Consider the following 22588-nt stretch of genomic DNA (forward strand, 5'->3'; position numbering starts at 1 on the left):
AGCTGCCGCCATGTCCAACATCCCCCACACCCAAATCGCTGAACCCGCCGTCACCTGCTCGACGTGCGCGGCCTGCTGCTGCCAGCTGGAAGTGATGCTGATTACCGACACCGGCGTGCCGGAGCGCTATATCGATACCGACGATTGGGGCGGCGAAGTGATGCTGCGCCTGGAAGACGGCTGGTGCGCAGCGCTGGATCGGGACACGATGATGTGCACGATCTATGAGCGACGGCCGTTGATTTGCCGAGAGTTCGAGATGGGTGCGCCGGAGTGCTTGACCGAACGCGAAGGGATTGCGACGGCGTATCGCTGACCTTGAAACAGGTAGAAATCCAAATGTGGAAGCGAGCAAGCCCGCTCCCACAAGGGGATCTTCAGTGGCCTGAAGATTACAGCGCCATGGTGTAATGCAACGAGTAGCTCTCTACCCCGTCGTTATTGCTGCTGATCCCGGCGTTGGAATAGTGCGTGGCACGAATGCCCACTTCATGCCCACCGGTAAACCGCAGACCAAAACCCAGGCGGTCTTCGAACTGAAAGGCTTGGCCAATGTTGTTGTCTTCCAGCTGGGTACGGGAGAACACCGCTACGCCGATCCCGGCTTCGATGTAGGGTTTGACCGACTGTCCGGCAAACTCATACACAAACACGGGCGAGAACGACAGGCTGCTGGCACCGGCGCGATCGTCACCTTCCCAGTAAGTGTAAGCACCGCTCCAATAGCCCGTCAGGCGACCCGTATCGCTCTGCATCCAGCTCTTGTCCCAATCGGACGTCAACCCCAGCCGATAGGTCAGCGTTGAATCACTGGTTGCCCCCAGACCAAACTCCAACCCGGCGGCGTGCGCCGAAAAAGAGTGTCCCATTACCGCAGCCGCAAGCGCAGCCAAACAGAGAAAACGCTTCATATGAAACATCCCTTCAAACGACGTTGTAAGATTTTATGTACAGGCTAACGTGCTATAGAAGTCGCCGTTAATGCAGAAGTTCAGTCGAAAACCGTGATTTTTTCACGAATTTTTCACAAGCTGAAATCACTCACATTTCCGGAAGTTTTCCATAATGTAGGTAGGATGTTTCTGAAATGTTGCAGATCGCCACTGGTCCAGAACTGTGCAGGTTCAGGGTCGCCGACGGCCAGAAGATCGCGCTCACTCAGTAAACGCTTGAGCTGGCGGGCCACGGCGGCACCGGTGTCGATAAGGATGATGCTGGGGGGCAGCATCTGCGCCAGGAGCGGCTTGAGGAAGGGATAGTGGGTGCAGCCGAGGATGATGGTGTCGCAACCGGCGCTGAGCAGCGGTTCGATGTAACCCTGCAATAACTGGCGCAGGGCGGGGCTGTTCAGGTCGCCGGTTTCAATCAGCTCCACCAGGCCTGGGCAGGGTTGGGTGATGACCCGAACATCAGTGGCGAAGCGGTCCAGCAGCGCAGCGAACTTGGCGCTGTGCAGGGTGCCGGTAGTGGCAAGCACACCGACCACGCCGCTGCGGGTGGCGGCGGCAGCAGGTTTTACGGCGGGCTCCATGCCCACCAGTGGCCAGTCGGGATAGTCCTGGCGCAAGTCGGCGACTGCCGCGACGGTCGCGGTGTTGCAGGCAATCACAAATGCCTTGGCGCCCTTGTCGCGCAGAAATGCCGCAACCTGCCGCGAACGCTCACGAATAAACGCCGGGGTTTTCTCGCCATAGGGGATATGCCCGCAGTCGGCCACGTACAGCAACGCCTCATGGGGCAGCAATTGCTGAATTTCGGCCAGTACCGACAAGCCGCCAACACCGGAATCGAACACACCGATGGGCGCGCCCTTAACCATGTTGGGTCCCGCACACGCTGCAGCCGGGGTCACGCTTAACGCGCAGCTCGCGAAAACGCGTGGTCAAGGCATCGATGAGCAACAGGCGGCCCACCAAGGGTTCGCCGAAACCGGCCAGCAGTTTCAAGGCTTCCAGCGCCTGCAGGCTGCCCACCACGCCCACCAGCGGACCAACTACGCCGGCTTCGCTGCAGGAGAGCTCGGTGTCGCTGCCGTGCCCATATAAACAGTGGTAACACGGGCTTTCGGCGAGACGCGGGTCGAACACTGACAATTGGCCTTCAAGGCGAATCGCCGCGCCGCTGATCAATGGCTTGCCGGTGGCAACGCAAGCAGCGTTGACCGCCTCGCGCGTGGAGAAGTTGTCGCTGCAATCGAGCACAACATCGACCGCACCAACCGCGGCAGCCAAGGAATCGGCATCCAGCGCAGCGCGGTGGGCAGTCAGCTTGATTTCGGGGTTGATGGCGCTCAGGCGGCGCAGGGCCGAGTCGACCTTGGTCTGCCCAACGCTGTCGGTGTCATGGATGATCTGGCGTTGCAGGTTGGTCAGGTCGACCGTGTCGAAGTCCGCCAGATGCAACTCACCCACACCCGCGGCCGCCAGGTACAGCGCAACGGGTGCGCCCAGCCCACCAAGACCAACGATCAATGCACGGCCGTTTTTCAGGCGCAACTGGCCGTCGATGTCGACATGCTGCAACAGAATCTGTCGGCTATAGCGCAACAGCTCCTGATCGCTCAGCACGGCCGGCGTCCCAGCGTGATGCGCTCGTGTCCGCCGAGATCGATACGGCTGTGTACCTCTTCAAAGCCTTCACTCAACAGCAGATCGCGCACAGCCGGGGCTTGGTCGTAACCGTGCTCCAGCAACAGCCGGCCGCCGGCATTCAGGTGAGCGGGGGCGTCTTTGATGATCCGGCGCAGGTCATCCAAACCGTCACGACCGGCCACCAATGCGCTGGCTGGCTCGAAGCGCACGTCACCGGCCACCAGGTGTGGATCATTGTCGGCAATATACGGCGGGTTGCTAATGATCAGGTCATAGGTATGACCCTGCAGCGCGCTGAACCAGTGGCTGTTCAGCACCGCTGCGTTATTGAGGTGCAGGCGCTGGCGATTGCGCTCGGCCAGGGCCACCGCTTCCAATACTCGGTCGACAGCGGTGACCTGCCAGGCTGGGCGCTCGCTGGCCAGGGCCAACGCGATGGCCCCGCTGCCGGTGCCCAGGTCGAGGACCGTGGCGGGCGTGGCTGGCAACAGTTCCAGGGCGGTTTCCACCAGCAGTTCGGTGTCCGGACGCGGGATCAGCGTGTGCGGCGCGACCTCCAGGTCCAGTTTCCAGAAGCCTTGCTGGCCGAGGATATACGCCACCGGCTCACCGCCGCGACGGCGTTGAAGGTAGCCGGCAAAGGTCAACGCGTCCTCAGTGCTGACAATTTTTTCCGGCCAGGTGTGCAGGTAGCTGCGGGACTTGCCCAGCGCAGCCGCCAGCAACAATTCGGCATCCAGGCGCGCGGTGGGCGAGTCGGGCAGATCAGCGGCACGCAGCAGGCTGGCAATGATGGTCATTTACTCACCTATCGCCGCTAATTGATCGGCCTGATACTCGGCGAGTAACGGCTCGATCACCGCGTCGACGCCACCCGCGAGAATTTCGTCAAGGGAATAAAGGGTGAGGTTAACGCGGTGGTCGGTGACCCGGCCCTGGGCAAAGTTGTAGGTGCGGATACGCTCGGAACGGTCGCCAGAACCCACCAGCAACTTGCGCTCGCTGGCAATTGCGTTCGCGGCGGCGCTGGTCTGCTGGTCATTGAGCTTGGCCGACAACCACGACATCGCCCGCGCACGGTTTTTGTGCTGGGAACGCTCTTCCTGGCACTCCACCACGATACCCGATGGCAAGTGGGTGATACGGATCGCCGAATCAGTCTTGTTGACGTGCTGGCCACCGGCGCCCGACGAGCGGTAGGTATCGACACGCAAGTCAGCCGGGTTGATCTCGATGGCTTCCTGCTCGTCCGGCTCAGGCAACACCGCGACGGTGCACGCCGAGGTGTGGATGCGGCCTTGAGATTCAGTCGCCGGAACGCGCTGCACGCGATGTGCACCGGACTCAAACTTGAGCTTGCCGTAGACGTTATCGCCTTCAACCCGCGCGATGACTTCTTTATAGCCGCCGTGTTCGCCTTCGTTCTCGGACAGGATTTCGACCCGCCAGCCGCGACGCTCGGCATAACGCGAATACATGCGGAACAGGTCGCCGGAGAAGATCGCCGCCTCATCGCCGCCAGTGCCGGCACGGATTTCCAGGAACACGTTGCGCCCGTCGTTCGGATCCTTGGGCAGCAACATGCGTTGCAGGTCGCCTTCCAGCTCGGCCAGCTTTTCCTTGGCCTCGCGGACTTCTTCCACGGCCATTTCACGCATGTCCGGGTCGCTGTCCTTGAGCAGCGCCTGGGCGCCTTCAAGATCGGCCTGCACTTTCAGCAAGTTTTTGTAGGTGGCCACAACTGGCTCAACTTCGGCGTATTCCTTGGAATAGGCGCGGAACTTGGTCTGATCGGAAATGACCTCGCCATCGCCGAGCAAGGCGGTCAGTTCTTCGAAACGGTCCTGGAGCACGTCCAGTTTGTTGAGCAGTGACGCTTTCATTGCGGTTTGTTATCCGAAGAGCTTTCTGACGCGCCCTCACCGAGGGCAAAGAGTTCCTGGGCCATGGCCAGCGCATCGAGGCGGCCTTCGGCAGTTAGCTTTTTTAATTGTACGCTGGGGGCGTGGAGCAACTTGTTGGTGAGGCCCCGGGCCAGTTGCATCAGCACCTCTTCAGCGCTGCTGCCGTTGGCCAGCAAGCGCTGGGCTTTGATCAGCTCCTCGTCGCGCAGGCGTTCGCCTTGCTGACGATACGCCTTGAGCACATCCACCGCCGCCAATTCACGCAGGCGCACCATGAAATCTTCGGCGCCGGTGCTGACCATTTCCTCAGCAGCCTGGGCTGCACCCTGGCGGCTCTTGAGATTTTCGGCGACCACTTCGTGCAGATCGTCAACGCTATAGAGATAAACGTCGTCCAAGTCGCCGACTTCGGGCTCGATATCGCGGGGAACGGCGATGTCCACCATAAAGATCGGTTTGTGCTTGCGCAGCTTCAGCGCGCTTTCGACCGCGCCTTTGCCAAGGATCGGCAACTGGCTGGCAGTGGAGCTGATGACGATATCGCTGCGCACCAGTTCGGCCGGGATGTCAGACAACAACACGGCATGCGCGCCGAACTGTTCGGCAAGGATGCTGGCGCGCTCAAGCGTGCGGTTGGCGACCACGATCCGCTTGACCCCCAGGTCATGCAGGTGACGGGCGACCAAGGTGATGGTCTCCCCCGCGCCAATCAACAAGGCCTGGCTGCGTTGCAAGTCACTGAAAATCTGTTTGGCCAGGCTCACCGCAGCAAACGCCACCGACACCGGGTTTTCACCGATAGCAGTGTCGGTGCGCACCTGCTTGGCGGAGTTGAACGTGGCCTGGAACAAGCGCCCCAGCAACGGGCCGACGGTTCCGGCCTCGCGCGCTACGGCGTAGGCGGACTTCATCTGGCCGAGGATCTGCGGCTCACCCAACACCAGCGAATCGAGGCCGGACGCCACACGCATCATGTGACGAACTGCCGCATCCTCTTCATGCACATAAGCGCAGGCACGCAGGTCATCGAGACTCAAATGGTGAAAATCGGCCAGCCAGCGCAGCACCACATCCGCTGAAAGATGTTCCTGCTCTATATAAAGCTCGCTGCGATTGCAGGTTGAAAGGATCGCAGCTTCGCGACTGTCGGTGAGCCGGCAGAGCTGCTGCAAGGCCTCAACCAACTGCTCTGGCGTAAACGCAACGCGCTCGCGCACGTCTACGGAGGCAGTCTTGTGGTTAATACCGAGTGCGAGGAAGGCCATTCAATATCGCTGATGATGTCGGGAAGCCGACAATTGTCCTACTTCGAAAGATTCAGAACAACCACCGTCGTCTATTGTCCCTATATGTTGTGCCTATGAAAGGCGTCCACTGAGTCTCGGTTATGTTTGGCCGAAGGCTTGTGTCATGATGATCCGACCGCAGGTTAGTCGTCCTCTTCCTATATGAATAGATCTTCCGCGTTGCTCCTTGCTTTTGTCTTCCTCAGCGGCTGCCAGGCCATGGCACCCGTGTCGCCGGACGGTACACCGCCCGTAGAAGACAGCACCCCCGCCCCTGAAAAGCCCAAGGTTTATTCATCGTTCAGTGAAGAAACGGTGTTCAGCCTGCTGAGCGCGGAGCTGGCCGGCCAGCGCAATCGCTTCGATATTGCGCTGGACAACTACGTGACCCAGGCCATCAACACCCAGGATCCGGGAATTTCCGAGCGGGCGTTTCGCATCGCCGAGTACCTGGGCGCCGACCAGGCTGCGCTGGACACGTCGCTGATCTGGGCGAAAAACGCACCGGACGACCTGGAAGCACAGCGCGCGGCGGCGATCCAACTGGCGCGCGCCGGGCGCTATGACGACTCCATGGTCTACATGGAGAAAGTCCTGCAGGGCAAAGGCGACACCCATTTCGACTTCCTCGCGCTGTCAGCTGCCGACACCGACCAGGACACGCGCAATGGCCTGATGAAGAGTTTCGACCGCCTGCTGCAAAAACATCCGAAGAACAGCCAGCTGATTTTCGGCAAGGCCTTGCTGCTGCAGCAGGGTGACGAAGCCGACGCAGCGCTCAAACTGCTGGAACAGAATCCGCCGGAAGAAGGCGAGGTTGCACCGATACTGTTGCGCGCACGCCTGTTGCAGAACCTCAATCGCGGCAAGGAAGCGATTCCGCTGCTGGAAAAAAGTATCAAGAAGTACCCGGACGACAAGCGTCTGCGCCTGACTTACGCACGCATGCTGGTAGAGCAGGACCGCATGGAGGACGCCAAAGTGCAGTTCGCCAATCTGGTCCAGCAATACCCGGACGACGACGAATTGCGTTATTCCCTGGCGCTGGTATGCCTGGAAGCCAAGGCGTGGGACGAGGCCAAGGGTTACCTGGAAGAGCTGATCCAGCGCGAAAGCCATGTGGACTCGGCGCACCTGAACCTCGGCCGCATCGCCGAAGAACGCAATGATCCGCAGGCCGCCCTGCTCGAATATGCCCAGGTCGGCCCCGGCAATGACTACCTGCCAGCCCAATTGCGCCAGGCCGATATCCTGATGAGCAACGGTCGCACCGATGAGGCGGAAAAACGCCTGACCGCCGCCCGCGATGCCGAGCCGGACTACGCGATCCAACTGTACCTGATCCAGGCCGAGACTTTGTCGGCCAACAATCAGGGTGAGCGCGCCTGGAAGTTGCTGCAACAAGCCTTGTTGCAATTCCCTGACGATTTGAACCTGTTGTACACCCGCGCCATGCAGGCGGAAAAACGCAATGACTTGGGGCAGATGGAAAAAGACCTGCGCCTGATCATCAAGCGCGACCCGGACAATGCGATGGCCCTCAATGCCTTGGGTTACACCTTGTCCGACCGTACTACGCGTTACGACGAAGCCAAGGCGCTGATCGAACAAGCCCACAAGCTCAACCCTGAAGACCCGGCCGTACTCGACAGCCTGGGCTGGGTGAATTACCGCCTGGGCAACCTGGACGAAGCCGAACGCTTGCTGCGCCTGGCACTGGAACGCTTCCCCGACCAGGAAGTCGCCGCTCACCTGGGCGAAGTGCTGTGGGCCAATGGCAAACAGCGCGAAGCACGACAAATCTGGGAAAAATTCCTCAAGGAACAACCCGAAAGCACCATCCTGCGCAGCACCATCAAGCGCCTGACCGGTTCCGAGACCCTTTAAGCTTATGTTCTTGCGCCACATCGTAGTGTTCAGTTTTATCGCCCTGCTCGCCGGTTGCGCGGGTTTCGGCGCCCGTGAATCCGTTGAGGGCCAGGGCAACCCGGCGCAATGGAAACAGCACAAAGACCAGCTCAGCAGCATCGATGGCTGGCAGATCGAAGGCAAAGTCGGGGTTCGCGCCCCCAAAGATTCCGGCAGCGGCACGCTGTTCTGGCTGCAACGCCAGGACTACTACGACATTCGTCTTTCCGGCCCGCTCGGCCGGGGTGCCGCACGCCTGACCGGCCGTCCGGGGCAAGTCAGCCTCGAAGTGGCCAACCAGGGGCGCTATGAGGCGACCTCGCCGGAAGTACTGCTTGAAGAACAGATTGGCTGGAAGCTGCCAGTGTCCCATCTGGTCTGGTGGGTACGCGGCCTGCCAGCGCCTGACAGCAAAAGCCGTCTGAGCCTGAATGGCGACAGCCGCCTGGCTACCCTGGAACAGGATGGCTGGCAAGTCGAATACCTAAGCTACGTAGAACAAAGCGGTTACTGGTTGCCCGAGCGCATCAAACTGCACGGTACCGACCTTGACGTCACGCTGGTGATCAAAGACTGGCAACCGCGCAAGCTGGGGCAATAACGTGGCAGTACAAACGCTGACCCTGCCCTCCCCGGCCAAACTCAATTTGATGCTGCATATTCTGGGTCGCCGCGAAGACGGTTATCACGAGTTGCAGACGCTGTTTCAATTTCTCGACTACGGCGATGAACTGACTTTCGCCGTCCGCGACGACGGCGTGATTCAGTTACACACCGAGTTCGAAGGCGTTCCTCACGACAGCAACCTGATTGTGAAGGCCGCCAAAAAAATAAAGGAACAATCCGGCTGCCCGCTCGGCATCGATATCTGGATCGATAAAATCCTGCCCATGGGCGGTGGTATCGGTGGCGGCAGCTCGAATGCCGCGACCACACTGCTGGGACTGAATCATTTGTGGCAACTGGGCTGGGACCACGATCGCCTGGCTGCGCTGGGTTTGGCGCTGGGCGCTGACGTCCCGGTTTTCGTGCGTGGGCACGCGGCTTTCGCCGAGGGTGTGGGGGAGAAACTCAGCCCGGAATACCCCGAAGAACCGTGGTACGTTGTGCTTGTTCCGCAAGTATCTGTAAGTACAGCAGAAATTTTTTCAGATCCGCTGTTGACACGTAACTCTCCTCCCATTAAAGTGCGCCCCGTTCCCAAGGGAAACAGTCGAAATGACTGCTTACCGGTTGTAGCAAGGCGTTATCCAGAAGTACGTAACGCTTTGAATTTGTTAGGTAAATTTACCGAAGCAAAATTAACCGGAACTGGAAGTTGTGTGTTTGGGGGCTTCCCAAGCAAAGCTGAAGCTGATAAAGTCTCGGCCCTTCTTACAGAGACCCTTACAGGGTTTGTAGCAAAAGGAAGCAACGTTTCGATGTTGCATCGTAAGCTGCAAAGTCTGCTCTAAAAGGAATCGAGTGTTAGGCACTCGTTGCAACAGATACAGGGGCGTCGCCAAGCGGTAAGGCAGCAGGTTTTGATCCTGCCATGCGTTGGTTCGAATCCAGCCGCCCCTGCCATTTTCCTATACTCATCCAGGTTACCCTCAGCCTCTAGGTACTGCGCGTGTCCAAGATGATGGTCTTTACGGGGAACGCCAACCCCGATCTGGCTCGACGTGTCGTACGTCAGCTGCATATCCCTCTCGGTGACATCTCTGTCGGTAAATTCTCCGACGGCGAAATTACAGCCGAGATCAATGAAAATGTCCGCGGTAAAGACGTCTTCATTATTCAGCCGACCTGCGCTCCGACCAACGATAACCTGATGGAACTCGTCGTGATGGCTGATGCCTTCCGCCGCTCCTCAGCGACTCGAATCACAGCTGTAATCCCTTACTTTGGTTATGCTCGTCAGGATCGCCGTCCGCGTTCCGCACGTGTGGCTATCAGCGCGAAAGTCGTTGCTGACATGCTGACCGTGGTAGGTATCGACCGTGTTCTCACGGTTGACCTGCACGCTGACCAAATCCAGGGGTTCTTCGATATTCCGGTAGATAACATCTACGGCTCCCCAGTCTTGGTGGATGACATTGAAGACCAGCGCTTTGAAAACCTGATGATCGTGTCCCCGGACATTGGTGGCGTCGTGCGTGCACGGGCCGTTGCCAAATCCCTGGGCGTTGATCTCGGGATCATCGACAAACGCCGTGAGAAAGCCAATCACTCTGAAGTGATGCATATCATCGGTGATGTCGAAGGGCGTACCTGTATTCTGGTTGATGACATGGTCGACACCGCCGGCACCCTGTGCCACGCGGCCAAAGCCTTGAAAGAGCACGGTGCAGCTAAAGTCTTCGCCTACTGCACACACCCTGTGCTGTCGGGTCGAGCGATCGAGAACATCGAGAATTCCATGCTGGACGAACTGGTGGTGACTAACACCATCCCGTTGTCCGCTGCTGCTCAAGCCTGTTCGCGTATCCGTCAACTGGATATCGCACCGGTAGTTGCCGAAGCGGTTCGCCGTATCAGCAACGAAGAATCGATCAGCGCGATGTTCCGTTAAGGGTCAAACCTTCGGCACACCTCACTGACGAAAAGCGCCCCGCCCCAGCATTTTGTTGGGGCGGGGCTTTTTTGCCCATATCGCCTTTAGCGCTGGTCGCAAACGCTGGGGCGAATGTGGTTATTTTGGAGATACAACATGAACGATTTTACTCTGAATGCTGAAGTGCGTTCCGACCTGGGGAAAGGTGCGAGCCGCCGCCTGCGTCGTCTCGCAAGCCTGGTTCCAGCTGTAGTTTACGGTGGCGAAAAAGCCCCTGAATCCATCAGCATGCTGGCTAAAGAAATTGCCAAACTGCTCGAAAACGATGCGGCCTACAGCCACATCATCGAGCTGAACGTCGGTGGCAAAAAGCAGAACGTCATCATCAAGGCTCTGCAACGCCACCCAGCCAAAGGCCACGTACTGCACGCTGACTTCATCCGCGTTGTAGCCGGTCAAAAGCTGAGCGCTATCGTACCTGTGCACTTCGTCGGTGAAGAAGCACCGATCAAGAAAGGTGGCGTTGTTTCCCACACTGCTACTGAGCTGGAAGTAAGCTGCCTGCCGAAAGATCTGCCTGAGTTCATCGAAGTCGACCTGTCGGCTGCTGAAATCGGCACCATCATTCACTTGTCCGACCTCAAAGCCCCTAAAGGCGTTGAATTCGTCGCTCTGGCTCACGATGACGACAAGGCTGTTGCCAACGTCCACGCTCCACGTGTTGTCGTAGAAGCTGACGAAGCTGAAGAACCCGCTGCAGAGTAATTTCTCTCTGTAACGTCGGAGCTTGAGGAAACATCGCGGACCGAAACGTAGCGAGAAAGCGGGCGATAACGCGAAGTTTATCTCTGGATAAGTTAGCTTCTGTCGTCCACTTTCGCCGCAACCAGGTTGCGGCGATGTTATCCACAACTCCAAAGGAAGGGCCCCTGTCGTGACTGCCATTAAACTGATCGTTGGCCTGGGAAATCCAGGCGCCGAATACGAACAGACCCGGCATAACGCGGGGGCCCTTTTTGTTGAGCGCATCGCCCACGCACAAGGTGTAAACCTTGCGGCCGATCGCAAATATTTTGGCCTGACCGGGCGCTTCTCGCATCAGGGTCAGGATGTTCGTCTGCTGATTCCCACCACCTACATGAACCGCAGCGGCCAATCTGTCGCGGCGCTTGCGGGCTTCTTCCGGATCAAACCCGAGGAAATCCTGGTGGCCCATGACGAACTGGACCTGCCACCCGGCGTTGCCAAGCTCAAGCTCGGCGGCGGGCATGGCGGGCACAATGGCCTGCGCGACATCATTGCGCAGCTGGGTAATCAGAATAATTTTTACCGTCTGCGGCTCGGCATTGGCCACCCAGGCGTTGCCAGTATGGTTTCAAATTTCGTCCTGGGTCGTGCGCCACGCGCCGAACAGGAAAAACTCGATGCCAGCATCGATTTTGCCCTCGGCGTGCTGCCGGATATCTTCGCCGGTGAATGGAACCGCGCGATGAAAAACCTGCACAGCCAGAAGGCCTGACTCTTACCGAGGGGAAACACCATGGGATTCAATTGCGGCATCGTCGGCCTGCCCAACGTCGGCAAATCCACCCTGTTCAACGCCTTGACCAAGTCCGGTATTGCAGCGGAGAACTTCCCCTTCTGCACCATCGAACCCAACAGCGGTATCGTGGCTATGCCGGACCCGCGCCTTGCGGCATTGGCGGCCATCGTCAATCCCAAGCGCGTCCTGCCGACGACCATGGAATTCGTCGACATCGCCGGCCTGGTAGCCGGTGCGTCGAAAGGTGAAGGCCTGGGTAACAAGTTCCTGGCCAACATCCGCGAAACCGATGCCATCGCCCACGTAGTCCGCTGCTTTGAAGACGAGAACGTGATTCACGTCTCCAACAGCGTTGACCCGAAGCGTGACATCGAGATTATCGACCTGGAACTGATCTTCGCCGACCTCGACAGCTGCGAAAAGCAACTGCAGAAGGTTGCGCGTAACGCAAAGGGCGGTGACAAGGATGCAGTGGTCCAGAAAGGCCTGCTGGAGCAGCTGATTGCTCACTTCACCGAAGGCAGGCCTGCGCGCAGCCTGATGAAGAACATGAGCACCGACGAAAAAGCGGTGATCAAGGGCTTCCATCTGCTGACGACCAAGCCTGTGATGTACATCGCCAACGTTGCTGAAGACGGCTTCGAGAACAACCCGCTGCTCGACGTGGTCAAGGCTATCGCCGACGAAGAAGGCGCGATCGTGGTCCCGGTGTGCAACAAGATCGAAGCGGAAATCGCCGAGCTGGATGACGGCGAAGAGAAAGACATGTTCCTCGAGGCCCTGGGCCTTGAAGAGCCTGGCCTGAACCGAGTGATCCGCGCTGGCTACGAAATGCTGCACCTACAGACTTACTTCACCGCCGGTGTCGAAGAAGTCCGCGCCTGGACCGTCAAAGTCGGCGCCACCGCGCCACAGGCTGCGGGCGTGATCCACACCGACTTCGAGAAGGGCTTCATCCGCGCCGAAGTGATCGCCTACAACGACTTCATCCAGTACAAGGGCGAAGCCGGTACCAAGGAAGCCGGTAAGTGGCGCTTGGAAGGAAAGGAATACATCGTTAAAGATGGCGATGTGATGCACTTCCGCTTCAACGTGTAGTAGCACCCGCGGTTTACCCCGCAAACAAAAAAGCCGATGCAGTTGCATCGGCTTTTTTGTGGCCGCTCTCTCGTCAAATGTAAAATCTTTTCTGTTCACGGACGCACCTATGAACAGGACACTGACTGAAAAACCTTAAATAAAAAGTTCGGCATACTCCGCACCTTTTACCGAAAAAAACCGCTCGCACCAAAGCTATTCCTTATTACTTTAAGACTTCTCTTACACCCATTTTTTATAAACAAGCCAATAGAACCTTGATAGTTTTTAACACCCACTGCTTAAGCCTTAAACATGATGTTATGCACTGACGGGATCATGACATCAGAAAAAAATCCTGTTTAACTGAGTGCACATGGAGATATACCCACATAAAGCAGCCACCACACTGGAGCAAAACGCTATGTCGACGCTCAGTCAGAATAGGCTTATAACAGATATATCTTTTTCTGATTGCCCGAGTATCGAAACCACGGTAAATAGCACAGCGGCTCTCGATGTAGATATTCTGCTACTGGGAGAAACAGGTACTGGTAAAGATACCTTGGCGCACCATATACACCACCTCTCCCGCCGCAAAGGAAACTTCGTCGCGGTCAACTGTGCTGCCATTCCGGAAAGCCTTGCCGAAAGCCAGCTATTCGGCGTAAACAGTGGCGCCTACACGGGCGCCATGCAATCTCGGGCTGGCTTCATTGAAGCGGCCCATCTGGGCACCTTATACCTAGATGAAATCGACAGCATGCCGCTGACGCTGCAAGCAAAACTTTTACGCGTATTGGAATCCCGTGGGGTGGAACGTTTAGGCTCTACCCGATTCATCCCAGTAGACATGCGCGTGATTGCATCAGCCCAACACGCCCTGCACGACATGGTCGAGCAAGGTACCTTCCGTCGCGACTTATACTTTCGCTTGAATGTCGTAGGTATCCACCTCCCAACGTTGCGGGATCAGCCAGGGCGGATCATACCTATGTTCCTTGAGATGATTGAGCAGGAGGCTGATCACTTCAAATGCCATCCCCCTCCCCCTCCCAGTAACCAGCTGTTACAGCAGTTGCTGTGCCACTCCTGGAGAGGCAATGTCCGCGAGCTACGCTCCACGGCGAAGCGCTTCGTACTCGGCCTGCCACCGCTCTCTACTACAGTGATGATCCGCCAGGAACTAGACATGAGCCTGAAGACACGCTTGCATCAGATGGAGAAGTCGCTGATTGAGGAGTCGCTTCGTCAAAACAGCCACTGTGTCGACAGTGTGGCGAATGAGCTGGGTGTTGCCAAAAGAACGCTCTACCACCGAATGAAGCATCTAGGCGTATCACTGAACTGAGAATGCCTTGAACGTGCGCCGGGCAAAAAGTAGCACATTTTTTGAAACATACCTTCCAGTGCCGCAGGGAACGCATACATCTCTTGAACCACATAAATAGTGGAACAGCATTGCGGTGATAACCCCGTCTTAAAGTATCGCTGAATCCAGTAAAACTAACGTTATACAAGGAGAAACAACATGGCTATTCCTGGCAGCTCATCCTTTTCACCTTATTCGGGCGGTTTCGGCAATAACAGCAGCATGTCTGCTCAAGATGCCGACGCAGGCCTTGAAGCCTCAGAAGCAAAAAAACGGGCGGATGGCGTAAAAAACGCATTCAAAGCGGCAGAAAATGCTAATACCAGCGGTATCAAATCAGCCGTTGACGCCCTGCGCTTGTAATTAAACGATAGCACCTTGGCCTTTCCGACATACCTCTGCGGAGAGGCCATCAAGTGAACTTTGCTATTCCCACTAAACACTGCAAATCTATACCACTCAGCGGCGGGGCTCCATGATGATAAACGTTATAAATCCTGCTGAAATCAGACTGTCTGGTGTCTCCAGAACAGACGACGTGCACGCCTCAAGTACAGATGTGAACTTTTTCAACTCGGCCTTGACTCCCTCTTCATTCCCGAACATGGCGGTCAGTCATTTCAATCCACCCACCCTGTTTGCCGACGCCGCCGACACGCTAACTTCCGTCACTGATCGCATGACCAAGAGTTTGCGCGCACTCAGCGGCACAAACAAACTCGACGAGGCTAGAAAATATCCAAGTCAGCTTTCCGACGCCTTGCTACTGACGCACCTGTTGACGAAGAGCGTCGGCAAGACGGCCCAATGTATCGATAAAATCAGCAACCTCCAGTAGGTTAAAATGAACCGCCCGCTATATATCGCATTCATCCTGTTTTTCTCATTCCTATTGAATGCCTGCAGTGAACGTGTCGAGCTTCATCGCCAACTCACTGAACAGGAGGCCAATGAAGTCGTAGCAGAACTGGCAGACAAACATATTCGCGCCACGAAAGTCCCCGAAAAAGATGGCGTCATTGTGGTTGTCAATGCATCCGACATGGCGCGTGCCGTACGAACACTCGAGGCCGTCGGGCTCCCTCGAGCAGCACGCGCTACGCTGGGCGACACCTTTCGTAAAGAAGGCGTGATTTCAACGCCGCTGGAAGAAAGAGCCCGCTACATCTACGCATTATCCCAAGAGTTGGAAACAACTTTATCGAACATTGACGGCGTTGTCGTAGCCCGCGTACATGTGGTATTGCCGGAGCGTGTTGCTCCGGGGGAGCCGGTACAACCCGCCTCCGCCTCCGTGTTCATTAAACATGACCCGCGGCTTGACCCGGACAAAATCAGGGCGCGTGTTCGCAGGATGGTTGCAAGTAGCATTCCGGGTATGGCCGTAGCAGTCGACAACCCGCAAAAACTGACAGTCGTCTTCGTGCCCGCGACAGCTTATCTGGACCCACAGCGGCTGGCCTACTTTGGGCCGTTTCTGGTTCCTGGAGATGACATCTTTTTTTGGCAAACCCTAGTGACTGTCACGCTGCTTGCCATAGTGCTTTTGATATCGGCAGGCGTGTTCTGGCATAAGCGAACCCAACAAGTCCTGCACGACTCTGTATTACCGGCTCAAACACATGGGCCATCCCATGACCTGCCGGCGCATTCAAACAATGAGTAATCTTGTATGGGCCCAATGGTGGGCAGCCCCATGGTTACATGCGCATGAAGACTGGAAAACGATAAAAAAATACGCCGCGCTTGTGGAGCTTCATCGCAGTCGGCAGGTAGTCACGGGTACACATTACGGCGTTGCCCCCTGCCTGCCTCCAGTACCTGACCCCACAGTACTTCAATTGGCAGTTGCTTCAATGAAACAACTGGATCTGGGCCTCGCCCTGATCGACGGCATCTACCGTCCTACCTACGCAACGGCACTGGATAAGCACCATCACCAGTGGTGTAACAGTCTGTCCAAAGCGTTGCCCGTTGATATCCTGCAGCCCAATAACGATCCGTTGCAATTACTACGCGTCTGGATCAGCCCTGCTACCTGGCAACGAATCAGGCTGCGCTTTCCTCGCCGACGCGTCCTTGACCTGGAAGAAAAAACACTGACGCTCAACGGCTCTCATAGCCGTCTCGATACCCTCTGGCATGCGGTGGTATGGCGGATGGGCACGAACGGCAACAGTGACGCTTTTGATTCATGGGAACAGGGAGATCAATGATGTTATGCCGACGCAAAATCGACTCGCTTGGCGCAACACCTCCCGTCCCGGGAAGCCTGGTCTCGTGCGAAGCACTCGCAAGTTACACCCTGGCCGGTGACGTGGTGGAACAGGCGAAGGCAGCGGCTAGGCAATTACTTCGAGAGGCACACGAACAACGTGAAGCCTTGCTCGAAAAAGCCGGCCTGGAAATATGGCAGCGTGTGAATACCCAACTTCAACGTTGGGAAGTCGAGCGTCAGGCGTTATGTGACAGCCTCGAACGACACGCTACGTCGATTGCCAACCAGGCTATCTATTTGCTCCTTGAAGAAACGCCCGCCCCACACCGCATTGCCGCCCTTATCAAGCAACTGGTGGCATGCCACGTTCCCGCAATCAAAGCAACACTGGTGTGCAACCCACATGAACTTGAGACTGTAAGGCGATGCCTGGACAGCGGCGGTAATAATCACTGGACGCTGCGCGCAGAAAATTCGATCGAACCGCAAATGCTCCTATTGAATACCGAAGAGGGCGACTTCCGCATTGACTGGATCTCCATGGTCAACACCCTCATGAAAAATGATGACGGCCCTTTGAAATAAGACGAATGAATACATTTCATGAAATAAAACCCGAGTCCCATGGAACCAATTTGAAATATTTACCAAAAAGGGATGTACGCCTAGAGGAAATCCCATGAATTATTTCGACGGTTTTAAAAGCAAACTCTTAAGTGATGCACGCCACGTTAAACGAGACCTCACTTACGCACTAGAAAACAACTCCGGGTCTGCGGAAGATATGGAATTTTTTTTCGACCTCATCACTCACCATCGCAAATCTGAATATGCACTGAACGAGCAGACCCGCGTGCAGTTCATGCTACTCAAATCCGGCCTGGACAGCGCACAGTAAATTGGAAGCGTTACTTGCCGAGTATTTGAGTCGTGGCACTGGGGAATTCAGATTATTCGAGAATGATGACGAAGTTGTCCTGCGTCTCTGTTCGACCACTCTGTTGCTAAGCGTCCAATTGACCCAATCCCCCCCCAATAAATCAACGCTGATGACCTGGATGCGACTCGGAGCGGTCAGCCTGGCACATTTTCGGGGTGCTCTCGCTCAGTCTCCAGTGAGGGGTGACCTCTGGCTGATTCATTGCGTGCACGACAGACACGACGCACAGCATCTGCAGCGCTGTATCGAGTCCCTGCTCAACCAACGCGATACCTGGCGCGCCACTGTCGCGCGCCTGAACAAGCCGGTCCATCCGTTCAAACCTACGTCGCTACGCTCGTTGCAGCACTAGATAGGGAAGCTTTTATGTATAACAATCTCCTCAAGCGCAGCAGCTTGCGCCTCAACCCGCCTGAAATTCCTTGCAAACGGCCTGACTGGCGATGCCTGGTCGCATTTGCCTGCTTGCTGGCCCCGGTGCACAACAGCCTTGCCGCCATCCCCGCCGAATGGAAAAACACCGCCTACGCCTATGAAGCTGAACACAAACCCTTACGGGAAGTGCTCGAAGACTTCGCCCAGACCTTCGGCACGCAACTGCAAATCGAGGGCCTGCTCGAAGGCGACGTCAACGGCAAGATCCGCGCGAATACCCCGCAATCGATGCTGGACAGGCTGGGCGTCGAGCACCGTTTTCAGTGGTACCTCTACAACAACACCCTCTTCATCAGTACGCTGGACCAGCAGGAGTCCGCGCGCCTGGAAGTCTCCTCAGAAACGATTGCCGACCTCAAGCAGGCGCTGACCGATATCGGATTGCTCGACAGCCGTTTCGGTTGGGGCGAGTTGCCGGAAGACGGTGTGGTACTCGTCTCCGGCCCCAAGCGCTATATCGATCAGATCAAGCAGTTCAGCAGTCAGCGCCGCTCGCCGGATGAGAAGCAGAGCGTGCTGAGTTACCCGCTGAAGTTTGCCAGTGCGGCAGACCGTCACGTGGATTATCGCGGTGAGAAGCTCATCGTACCTGGCGTCGCCACTATTCTGCGGGGGCTGCTGGAACCACGTTCTGCCTCTGCGCTCACTGGACTGAGCCGGCGCCCGACGTCCCAGCCTGCCCCGCTCACCCCTAACGTCCCTCGGCTGGGCAACCCATTGCTAGGCCAAATGCTCGGTGCAAATGGCAATAGCGGGCAGTTCGACGCAGCCCCCGCATTGACCCCGCGCGCGCCGGTCTCCAACAGCCGGATACGCGTCGAAGCCGACCTGCGCAACAACGCGGTGCTGATCTATGACTTGCCGGAACGCCAGGCCATGTACCGTGAATTGATCACGCAACTTGACGTCGCGCGCAAGCTGATCGAAATCGATGCGATCATTCTGGATATCGAGCGCACGCAGTTGCGCGAATTCGGGGTGACCTGGGGCTTCCAGAACAGTCGTTTCCGGGGTGGCGCGAACATGGCACCCGGTACCTCGTCGCAGTTATCGATCGAGAACCGTGATCGCTTCTACGCAGATATCCGCGCGCTGGAAGCCAAAGGGCTGGCAACCATGGTCTCAAACCCCTCGGTGCTCACCCTAGAAAACCAACCTGCGGTGATTGACTTCAACCGCACCCAATACCTGACCCCCGGCAGCGAATACGCAACTATCTTACCGGTCACCGTGGGCACCAGCTTTCAGGTCGTGCCCAGGGTCACCACCAGCCGCGGCGTTCACCAAATCCATTTGGCAGTGGATATTGAGGATGGCAATTTCGACGAGACCAACCCCGACCCCAATCACTTGGATGTGCGCCGGGGCAAGGTCAGCACACAAGCTGTGATGGAAGAAAAACGTTCGCTGGTGGTCGGCGGTTTCCACGTCACTGAAAGTTCTGACAGGCAAAAAAAGATCCCCCTGCTGGGGGATATTCCACTGTTGGGCAAGGCGCTGTTTTCCTCGACCGAACGCCAGAATAATCGGCGTGAGCGCTTGTTTATCCTCACACCACGCGTCATCGGCGACCAGGACGACCCGTCACGCTACTTGCCGCAAGCCGACCAGGGCGAGTTACAAGCCGCTCTCACACCACTGGCCAGGCGCTATTCCCCTCATGAGCCGGTGATCAAACGCAGTGACATCATCAGCACCCTGGCACGCCTCGTTAGCGGGGAGGTGCCCAAGGCGTTCAACCCGGCACCGATGCCTCTGGGGCTGAACACCTTGTGCAGCACCCGAGACTTGCTGGCATTGAATACCGAACGCAGCCAGTGGTACGCCGGACCGGAATACAACGTGGCGGTCGTGGTGTTGCGCAACCAGTTCAAGCGCAATGTGCGTATCGATGAAAAGGAATGCAGCAACTCGCAGACCCTCGGGGTCACCGTGTGGCCACGCGCCTGGCTCAAGCCAGGTGAAGAAGCCGAGGTATTTATCGCCATGCGCCCCGCGTTGAAGGATGAACATGTCAGTGTGCCCCGTCCGTCCTTGATCACTTCCGATAAAAAGGCTACGCCATGAAACTCAGACTTTTGTGCATGACCCTGATCGGCGCAGCGCTGCTCATCACCGGCTGTACGCCCACCTGCAAAGGTGATTCGTGCTCACGCCCGCAATCGACCAAGGACAAGATGGTGATCTGGTGGCCGCCGCAGATGCGCGTCGAACCTGGCCCCGCCGGTGAGCGGGCGGATTACCAGACTGTGTCGCTGGAACGATGAGGACCCAGGAAATGCCCGACGACAAACGCCAGGTATTTCTGGACAACCTGGTGAGCGGCGCTGCTGCTCACTTGTCCCTCGCGCCCGGTATCAAGGTGTGCTCACTGCCCGCCGGAAATCGCCCAGGGCTGGCCCTGCAAGTCGCACGCGAAACGTTGCAGCCCGGGCAATTGCAGCGAGCGTTGGAGCGACGTTTTGAACAGGCTGTGGCGTTCGATGGCTGTTTTATCTACCTTGACGCCAAAGGCCATTTGGTGATCTGGCATGCATTGCCGGCAACGAACAGCACCCTCGACAGGGTCCTCAGCCGGATGCTGTCGCTGGCCAATCTGCAAGCCTTGGACAGATGATTAACGCTGCTCGAGTTCCGGCAGTTCCAGAGTTTCGCGCTTGGCTTCATCATCGAGTTCGCGCAAGGTGCGGTAAATCAGCGCCACAGCCTGCAAGGTTTCGCGGGGAATGCTGGCTCCCAGTTTTTTCGTGTAGAGCGTGCGGGCCAGCCACACACACTGGATTACCGGCACATCGGCCGCCTTGGCGCGCCGGATCAATTTGCGCGCTTCGCCATCTGTGCCCTTGCTCACCAGCAGGGGCAGCGCCGTTTTACCGGGCCGGTAGTAAAGGGCCACGGCAAAGTGAGTCGGGTTGACCACCAGCATATCGGCCTCTTCCAGCTTGGGCAGCTTGACCTTGGGTTCTTCCTGAGCCATCTGATGCGCCAGTGCACGTCGCTGCCCTTTTACGTGAGGGTCACCTTCCATGTCCTTGTACTCTTTGACGACCTCCACTTGGGTCATGCGCATGCGCTTGGCAAAGAAGTGCTTGACCATTACCAGGTCGATAAGCGCCAGCACCAGCAGCACGCCGAGGCAGGCATGCAGCAGGTGACGAAACAGCGCAATCAACGCCAGGATATAACTTTGCAAATCCGTGTTGGCCAAGTTAATCAGCGTGCCCAATGAGGGCCGGATCACCACATACAAAATCAAAGCAATAAGAAATGCTTTCGCAACGCTCATCAATAGGTTCATCAATTGCTGGGCTGAGAACATTTGCTTGATTTGGCTGATCGGGTTGAGGCGGTTGAAATCCAGCTTCAGGGTCTCCGGAGCGAACAGCAACCCGAACTGCATCCAACTGCTGATGAGCTTGGCGGCAATCGCAACCCCGACCATCAACAGGGCGAATGAGAAAAACACCACCAAACCCTCGGACAGCACCTCTTCCAGTGCTCGCGCAAAGGGCTGCGTCAGGCGTGACATCGGCAAGATCATCAATTGCTGGAAGCGTTGCAGGCTGGTCTCGGCGGTGAACAAGGCAATCTCACTGATGGCGGTCAGCACCAGTAACTTTGCGACATCCTGGCTTTGGGCAACCTGGCCTTTCTTGCGTTGGTCACGCAGTTTTTTGGCTGAGGCAGGGTGTTTTTTTTCGCCGGAATCACTCATGGGGTGGCGACCTTTATCAAGAGACCGAGTGAGTGTTTCAAGTCGCCCAGCAGGCTCATGCGCCCGACGATCAGGTCCTGCAGCAGTGCAAAGTACAGCAACAAAATACCGATACCTGCCAGGCATTTGACCGGTGGCGCAAGCGTGCTCACTTGTAACTGTTGGCTGTAGACCCCCAGCAGCGCGATACCAAACTCCAGCAACAGCAGTACCGCAATAAAAGGCGCTGCGTAGAGCATCATGTGTGTAAAGGTATCGCCCAGCAGATCGACAAACAGGCTCATTCCATTCGCCGCCGGTAGCGGGAACCACACCGTGGGAGGCCAGATCAGGTAGCTGTCCCAGATCACCTGGGTCAGCGCGCCCAACCCCAGGGTGGTCATCAGAAGAAAAATGGCCAATTGCTTGAACAAATGCCCCATCGGGGTGGCATCCGGCCCCAACGAAGGGTTGAGCTGGCCACCGGCCAAGGCTCCGCGCTGGTTATCCAGCAACGCTCCCACTGCCTCGAACATCCAGAACGGCATCGACAGCAGCACCCCCAGCAACAATCCCAGGGCAATTTCCTTGAGCACCAGCCCACCGAGTATGAGCGCCGAATAGTCGTGCCCCTCCAGCGCCGCGTGAATACCCGGCGCGGGCAGCAGCGCCAGGACCATCACAATAGTGCCGCGGAGCCTGCCGCGAATATGTTGAAAACAGAACGCTGCCACCAGAATGGCGCAGGGATAAATACGCGCCATGCCGATGAGCAAGCTGGGCAGATACTCCAGGTACAGCAGCACAGGCGCTACCTCAGTTCAGGGCCGAGCGGCCGATCATGTCGAAGGCCAGATTGATCAGTTGGATCAACTCCACGCCGATCCAGCGCCCGGTCATGATCAAGGTGATACCCACCGCCACTAATTTGATACCGAAGGGCAGCGTCTGGTCCTGTATCTGCATCAGCGCCTGTACCAGCGATGTCAACACACCCACCACCACCGCCACAATCAACGGCGGTGCCGTCAGTACGACCACCAGCAGCATGCCCTGCTTGAACAACACAATCGGTTCCATAAGC

27 protein-coding genes and 1 tRNA gene are annotated in these 22588 nt (G+C 57.1%); 19 read left to right on the plus strand and 9 right to left on the minus strand.

All coding sequences use genetic code 11. The features are described from left to right. Nucleotides 1-10: 10 nt before the first annotated feature. Nucleotides 11-316 carry a YkgJ family cysteine cluster protein gene (locus tag AACY36_RS22935; protein WP_339419584.1) on the plus strand — a complete coding sequence of 102 codons (306 nt, stop codon included), beginning with the start codon at nt 11-13 and terminating at the stop codon, nt 314-316. Nucleotides 317-392: 76 nt separating this feature from the next. Here AACY36_RS22935 and AACY36_RS22940 read toward each other — a convergent pair whose 3' ends face one another. The 6 genes from AACY36_RS22940 to hemA all read right to left on the minus strand — a co-directional run bounded on the left by AACY36_RS22940 (nt 393) and on the right by hemA (nt 5760). After that, nucleotides 393-911 (minus strand): acyloxyacyl hydrolase, encoded by a 519-nt coding sequence (locus tag AACY36_RS22940; protein WP_339419586.1) that lies wholly within the window; start codon nt 909-911, stop codon nt 393-395. 113 nt (nt 912-1024) lie between these two features. Beyond that, the gene (murI, locus tag AACY36_RS22945) at nt 1025-1819 is read right to left on the minus strand and encodes a glutamate racemase (RefSeq protein WP_339427189.1); all 795 of its coding nucleotides are present in this window, start codon (nt 1817-1819) and stop codon (nt 1025-1027) included. After that, a complete protein-coding gene (locus AACY36_RS22950) occupies nt 1812-2567 on the minus strand; it encodes a molybdopterin-synthase adenylyltransferase MoeB (protein WP_339419589.1) in 756 nt (251 codons plus the stop codon). The genes murI and AACY36_RS22950 overlap by 8 nt, the downstream gene beginning before the upstream one ends. Then, nucleotides 2561-3391: a peptide chain release factor N(5)-glutamine methyltransferase gene (gene prmC / locus AACY36_RS22955; protein WP_339419591.1), complete on the minus strand. Its 831-nt coding sequence runs from the start codon at nt 3389-3391 to the stop codon at nt 2561-2563. Before prmC ends, AACY36_RS22950 begins: the two co-directional genes overlap by 7 nt. Beyond that, the gene (gene prfA / locus AACY36_RS22960) at nt 3392-4474 is read right to left on the minus strand and encodes a peptide chain release factor 1 (protein WP_010565625.1); all 1083 of its coding nucleotides are present in this window, start codon (nt 4472-4474) and stop codon (nt 3392-3394) included. It lies immediately after the preceding gene. Next, the gene (gene hemA, locus AACY36_RS22965) at nt 4471-5760 is read right to left on the minus strand and encodes a glutamyl-tRNA reductase (protein WP_339497610.1); all 1290 of its coding nucleotides are present in this window, start codon (nt 5758-5760) and stop codon (nt 4471-4473) included. The genes prfA and hemA overlap by 4 nt, the downstream gene beginning before the upstream one ends. A gap of 183 nt (nt 5761-5943) precedes the next feature. Here hemA and AACY36_RS22970 point away from each other — a divergent pair, with 183 nt between their 5' ends. The 18 genes from AACY36_RS22970 to AACY36_RS23055 all read left to right on the plus strand — a co-directional run bounded on the left by AACY36_RS22970 (nt 5944) and on the right by AACY36_RS23055 (nt 20427). Then, a complete protein-coding gene (locus AACY36_RS22970) occupies nt 5944-7668 on the plus strand; it encodes a tetratricopeptide repeat protein (protein WP_339419596.1) in 1725 nt (574 codons plus the stop codon). A gap of 4 nt (nt 7669-7672) precedes the next feature. Next, a complete protein-coding gene (lolB, locus tag AACY36_RS22975) occupies nt 7673-8290 on the plus strand; it encodes a lipoprotein insertase outer membrane protein LolB (RefSeq protein ID WP_049710107.1) in 618 nt (205 codons plus the stop codon). Nucleotides 8291-8339: 49 nt separating this feature from the next. Then, on the plus strand, nt 8340-9143 hold the full coding sequence (gene ispE, locus AACY36_RS22980) for a 4-(cytidine 5'-diphospho)-2-C-methyl-D-erythritol kinase (RefSeq protein WP_370467897.1): 804 nt from the start codon (nt 8340-8342) through the stop codon (nt 9141-9143). Between the two features lie 37 nt (nt 9144-9180). Next, a tRNA-Gln gene (locus AACY36_RS22985) sits at nt 9181-9255 on the plus strand. A 46-nt stretch (nt 9256-9301) separates the two neighbouring features. Then, a complete protein-coding gene (locus tag AACY36_RS22990; RefSeq protein WP_003208392.1) occupies nt 9302-10243 on the plus strand; it encodes a ribose-phosphate pyrophosphokinase in 942 nt (313 codons plus the stop codon). Between the two features lie 138 nt (nt 10244-10381). Beyond that, complete coding sequence (locus AACY36_RS22995; protein WP_339419601.1) at nt 10382-10990, plus strand: 50S ribosomal protein L25/general stress protein Ctc; 609 nt, start codon at nt 10382-10384, stop codon at nt 10988-10990. A gap of 169 nt (nt 10991-11159) precedes the next feature. Continuing rightward, the gene (gene pth, locus AACY36_RS23000; RefSeq protein ID WP_017529915.1) at nt 11160-11744 is read left to right on the plus strand and encodes an aminoacyl-tRNA hydrolase; all 585 of its coding nucleotides are present in this window, start codon (nt 11160-11162) and stop codon (nt 11742-11744) included. A gap of 21 nt (nt 11745-11765) precedes the next feature. Next, entirely contained in the window at nt 11766-12866 is a 1101-nt protein-coding gene (gene ychF, locus AACY36_RS23005; protein WP_339419602.1) for a redox-regulated ATPase YchF, read from the plus strand. Between the two features lie 403 nt (nt 12867-13269). Next, on the plus strand, nt 13270-14196 hold the full coding sequence (locus AACY36_RS23010) for a sigma 54-interacting transcriptional regulator (RefSeq protein ID WP_339419603.1): 927 nt from the start codon (nt 13270-13272) through the stop codon (nt 14194-14196). Between the two features lie 180 nt (nt 14197-14376). Next, complete coding sequence (locus AACY36_RS23015; protein ID WP_339419605.1) at nt 14377-14580, plus strand: hypothetical protein; 204 nt, start codon at nt 14377-14379, stop codon at nt 14578-14580. Between the two features lie 112 nt (nt 14581-14692). Next, nucleotides 14693-15055: a type III secretion apparatus protein RspB gene (locus tag AACY36_RS23020; protein ID WP_339419606.1), complete on the plus strand. Its 363-nt coding sequence runs from the start codon at nt 14693-14695 to the stop codon at nt 15053-15055. 6 nt (nt 15056-15061) lie between these two features. Further along, on the plus strand, nt 15062-15883 hold the full coding sequence (gene sctJ, locus AACY36_RS23025) for a type III secretion system inner membrane ring lipoprotein SctJ (protein WP_339427190.1): 822 nt from the start codon (nt 15062-15064) through the stop codon (nt 15881-15883). Further along, nucleotides 15876-16433 (plus strand): type III secretion protein, encoded by a 558-nt coding sequence (locus AACY36_RS23030; RefSeq protein WP_339427191.1) that lies wholly within the window; start codon nt 15876-15878, stop codon nt 16431-16433. The genes sctJ and AACY36_RS23030 overlap by 8 nt, the downstream gene beginning before the upstream one ends. Further along, on the plus strand, nt 16433-17020 hold the full coding sequence (sctL, locus tag AACY36_RS23035) for a type III secretion system stator protein SctL (RefSeq protein WP_339427192.1): 588 nt from the start codon (nt 16433-16435) through the stop codon (nt 17018-17020). The genes AACY36_RS23030 and sctL overlap by 1 nt, the downstream gene beginning before the upstream one ends. 94 nt (nt 17021-17114) lie before the next feature. Beyond that, a complete protein-coding gene (locus AACY36_RS23040) occupies nt 17115-17333 on the plus strand; it encodes a hypothetical protein (RefSeq protein WP_339419611.1) in 219 nt (72 codons plus the stop codon). 408 nt (nt 17334-17741) lie between these two features. Further along, nucleotides 17742-19877 (plus strand): type III secretion system outer membrane ring subunit SctC, encoded by a 2136-nt coding sequence (gene sctC, locus AACY36_RS23045; RefSeq protein WP_339419613.1) that lies wholly within the window; start codon nt 17742-17744, stop codon nt 19875-19877. Continuing rightward, on the plus strand, nt 19874-20077 hold the full coding sequence (hrpT, locus tag AACY36_RS23050) for an HrpT family type III secretion system protein (RefSeq protein ID WP_339419615.1): 204 nt from the start codon (nt 19874-19876) through the stop codon (nt 20075-20077). Before sctC ends, hrpT begins: the two co-directional genes overlap by 4 nt. Before the next feature lie 11 nt (nt 20078-20088). Beyond that, on the plus strand, nt 20089-20427 hold the full coding sequence (locus AACY36_RS23055; protein ID WP_339419617.1) for a transcriptional regulator: 339 nt from the start codon (nt 20089-20091) through the stop codon (nt 20425-20427). On the opposite strand, the gene sctU is transcribed toward AACY36_RS23055, so the two are convergent. The 3 genes from sctU to sctS are packed head-to-tail and all read right to left on the minus strand — an operon-like array spanning nt 20428 to nt 22584. Next, nucleotides 20428-21525 carry a type III secretion system export apparatus subunit SctU gene (sctU, locus tag AACY36_RS23060; RefSeq protein WP_339419618.1) on the minus strand — a complete coding sequence of 366 codons (1098 nt, stop codon included), beginning with the start codon at nt 21523-21525 and terminating at the stop codon, nt 20428-20430. Then, nucleotides 21522-22310, minus strand: coding sequence for a type III secretion system export apparatus subunit SctT (gene sctT, locus AACY36_RS23065; protein ID WP_339427194.1), 789 nt, complete (start codon nt 22308-22310; stop codon nt 21522-21524). The genes sctU and sctT overlap by 4 nt, the downstream gene beginning before the upstream one ends. Before the next feature lie 10 nt (nt 22311-22320). Next, nucleotides 22321-22584, minus strand: coding sequence for a type III secretion system export apparatus subunit SctS (gene sctS, locus AACY36_RS23070; RefSeq protein ID WP_339419621.1), 264 nt, complete (start codon nt 22582-22584; stop codon nt 22321-22323). Between the last annotated feature and the right edge of the window lie 4 nt (nt 22585-22588).

It is taken from the genome of Pseudomonas sp. EA_15y_Pfl1_P101, assembly GCF_963970835.1.
GTDB classification, from domain to species: domain Bacteria; phylum Pseudomonadota; class Gammaproteobacteria; order Pseudomonadales; family Pseudomonadaceae; genus Aquipseudomonas; species Aquipseudomonas tritici.

What these genes read in the sequence shown, in the direction of transcription:
- AACY36_RS23020 (WP_339419606.1), top strand. Translation starts at nt 14,693, where the DNA reads ATGATGATAAACGTTATAAATCCTGCTGAAATCAGACTGTCTGGTGTC.
- AACY36_RS22970 (WP_339419596.1), top strand. Translation starts at nt 5,944, where the DNA reads ATGAATAGATCTTCCGCGTTGCTCCTTGCTTTTGTCTTCCTCAGCGGC.
- AACY36_RS23030 (WP_339427191.1), top strand. Translation starts at nt 15,876, where the DNA reads ATGAGTAATCTTGTATGGGCCCAATGGTGGGCAGCCCCATGGTTACAT.
- murI (WP_339427189.1), bottom strand. Translation starts at nt 1,819, where the DNA reads ATGGTTAAGGGCGCGCCCATCGGTGTGTTCGATTCCGGTGTTGGCGGC.
- sctU (WP_339419618.1), bottom strand. Translation starts at nt 21,525, where the DNA reads ATGAGTGATTCCGGCGAAAAAAAACACCCTGCCTCAGCCAAAAAACTG.
- hemA (WP_339497610.1), bottom strand. Translation starts at nt 5,760, where the DNA reads ATGGCCTTCCTCGCACTCGGTATTAACCACAAGACTGCCTCCGTAGAC.
- AACY36_RS23010 (WP_339419603.1), top strand. Translation starts at nt 13,270, where the DNA reads ATGTCGACGCTCAGTCAGAATAGGCTTATAACAGATATATCTTTTTCT.
- prfA (WP_010565625.1), bottom strand. Translation starts at nt 4,474, where the DNA reads ATGAAAGCGTCACTGCTCAACAAACTGGACGTGCTCCAGGACCGTTTC.
- AACY36_RS22935 (WP_339419584.1), top strand. Translation starts at nt 11, where the DNA reads ATGTCCAACATCCCCCACACCCAAATCGCTGAACCCGCCGTCACCTGC.
- ychF (WP_339419602.1), top strand. Translation starts at nt 11,766, where the DNA reads ATGGGATTCAATTGCGGCATCGTCGGCCTGCCCAACGTCGGCAAATCC.
- lolB (WP_049710107.1), top strand. Translation starts at nt 7,673, where the DNA reads ATGTTCTTGCGCCACATCGTAGTGTTCAGTTTTATCGCCCTGCTCGCC.
- sctS (WP_339419621.1), bottom strand. Translation starts at nt 22,584, where the DNA reads ATGGAACCGATTGTGTTGTTCAAGCAGGGCATGCTGCTGGTGGTCGTA.
- ispE (WP_370467897.1), top strand. Translation starts at nt 8,340, where the DNA reads ATGCTGCATATTCTGGGTCGCCGCGAAGACGGTTATCACGAGTTGCAG.
- AACY36_RS23040 (WP_339419611.1), top strand. Translation starts at nt 17,115, where the DNA reads ATGAATTATTTCGACGGTTTTAAAAGCAAACTCTTAAGTGATGCACGC.
- AACY36_RS23055 (WP_339419617.1), top strand. Translation starts at nt 20,089, where the DNA reads ATGCCCGACGACAAACGCCAGGTATTTCTGGACAACCTGGTGAGCGGC.
- hrpT (WP_339419615.1), top strand. Translation starts at nt 19,874, where the DNA reads ATGAAACTCAGACTTTTGTGCATGACCCTGATCGGCGCAGCGCTGCTC.
- AACY36_RS23015 (WP_339419605.1), top strand. Translation starts at nt 14,377, where the DNA reads ATGGCTATTCCTGGCAGCTCATCCTTTTCACCTTATTCGGGCGGTTTC.
- sctL (WP_339427192.1), top strand. Translation starts at nt 16,433, where the DNA reads ATGTTATGCCGACGCAAAATCGACTCGCTTGGCGCAACACCTCCCGTC.
- AACY36_RS22995 (WP_339419601.1), top strand. Translation starts at nt 10,382, where the DNA reads ATGAACGATTTTACTCTGAATGCTGAAGTGCGTTCCGACCTGGGGAAA.
- sctJ (WP_339427190.1), top strand. Translation starts at nt 15,062, where the DNA reads ATGAACCGCCCGCTATATATCGCATTCATCCTGTTTTTCTCATTCCTA.
- AACY36_RS22940 (WP_339419586.1), bottom strand. Translation starts at nt 911, where the DNA reads ATGAAGCGTTTTCTCTGTTTGGCTGCGCTTGCGGCTGCGGTAATGGGA.
- sctC (WP_339419613.1), top strand. Translation starts at nt 17,742, where the DNA reads ATGTATAACAATCTCCTCAAGCGCAGCAGCTTGCGCCTCAACCCGCCT.
- prmC (WP_339419591.1), bottom strand. Translation starts at nt 3,391, where the DNA reads ATGACCATCATTGCCAGCCTGCTGCGTGCCGCTGATCTGCCCGACTCG.